This is a genomic window from Micrococcus sp. KRD070 (assembly GCF_017168435.1).
GTDB classification, from domain to species: domain Bacteria; phylum Actinomycetota; class Actinomycetes; order Actinomycetales; family Micrococcaceae; genus Micrococcus; species Micrococcus luteus.
Genome location: NZ_JABFNH010000001.1, coordinates 27,711 through 29,249 on the forward strand (window position 1 = coordinate 27,711; position 1,539 = coordinate 29,249).

Below are 1,539 nucleotides of genomic sequence, written 5' to 3' on the forward strand. Positions count from 1 at the left end.
ATAAGAGACAGGCGGAGTGGTAGGTGGGGACGGCGAAGGCGGCGCCGTGGGCCTTGCAGAAGCCGAAGGAGCCGAAGGCGGAGAGGGTGGCCCAGACCTCGTCGATGACTTCGAGGGAGTAGCCGCGGGCGAGGGCGCCGGTGCGGAAGGCCTCTTCGACGAGGTGTTCCTGCGGGCCGCCGAGGAGGCGGCGGTGCTCGTCGGCGCGGGCCAGTCCGCAGCCGGTCATGACGTCCATGGTGCGTAGGACCTGTTCGTGGAAGACGGTGACCCCGTGGGTCTCGGCGAGGACGGGCCGCAGGTCGGGGTGCGGGTAGTGGGCGGGTGCCCAGCCGTGCCGCTGTTCGAGGAAGGGCCGGACCATGTCGGACTGCATGGGGCCGGGGCGGAAGAGGGAGATGTCCACGGTGAGGTCGTTGAACTCGCGGGGGGCGAGTTTGCCGACGAGTTCGCGCTGGCCCGGGGACTCGATCTGGAAGCAGCCGAGGGTGTGGGTGGTGCGGATCATCGCATAGGTGGCGTCGTCGTCCAGGGGCACCTGTTCGAGGTCGATGCGCTCGCCCGTGGTGCGTTCGACCTCGGCGATCGTGTAGGCGATGGCGGACTGCATGCGCACGCCGAGGATGTCGAGCTTGAGGAAGCCCATGGGGTCCATGTCGTGCTTGTCGAACTGGCTCATGGGCAGGCCCATGCCGGAGGGCTGGACGGGGGTGCGGTGCAGCAGGGCGGCGTCGCCGAGGATGACGCCGCAGGGGTGCATGGAGATGTGGCGGGGCAGGCGGTCGAGGCGTTCGGTGAGGTCGACGAGCAGGTCCAGCTGGCGGTCGCCCTCGGCGCGGCCGGACTCGATGCGGCGGGAGAGGCCGCCGAGTTCGGGCATGCGCTGGAGGGCCTCGCGGAAGTTCGAGGCGGAGAAGCGCCAGAGCTGCTTGGCGATGGCGTCCACCTCGGGTTCGGGCATGCCGAGGGCGAGGCCGGCGTCGCGGACGGCGCCGCGGGCCCGGTAGGCGTTCTGCATGCTCATGAGGGTGGTGCGCTCGGCGCCGAAGCGCTCGACGACGGCATGGTAGATCTCGTGGCGGCGGGCGGACTCCACGTCGATGTCGATGTCCGGGAGGGTGGAGCGGTCGGTGGAGAGGAAGCGCTCCATGATCAGGCCGTTGGCCATGGGGTCGACATGGGAGATCCGCAGGGCGTGGTTGACGAGGGAGGAGGCGCCGGAGCCGCGGGCGGCCACGCGGATGCCCATGCCCTCGATGAGGTCGACGACGGCGGCCACGGTGAGGAAGTAGGAGGAGAAGCCGAGTCGGGTGATGATGCCGAGCTCGTGTTCGGCGCGGTCCTGCAGGTCCCGGGCCGCCTGGCTGGTGCCGGGGAGGCCTCCCCCGGTGTGGAGGTGGGGGTAGCGGGCGAGGAGGCCGGTGCGGGTGCGCTCGCGCAGCACGTGCTCCGGGGGGCCGTCGATGCCGATGACGGCGGCCTCGGGGACGCGGGGCACGCCCCAGCCGAGGTCGGTCTCGGGGTCGAGCGCGCAGGCCT

The 1,539-nt window shown here is 71.3% G+C and carries 1 pseudogene; it reads right to left on the minus strand.

Features of this window, described 5'->3' with window-relative positions:
• Window positions 1–1,539 (minus strand): annotated as a pseudogene (locus J1M38_RS00140) (DNA polymerase III subunit alpha); the annotation flags it as partial.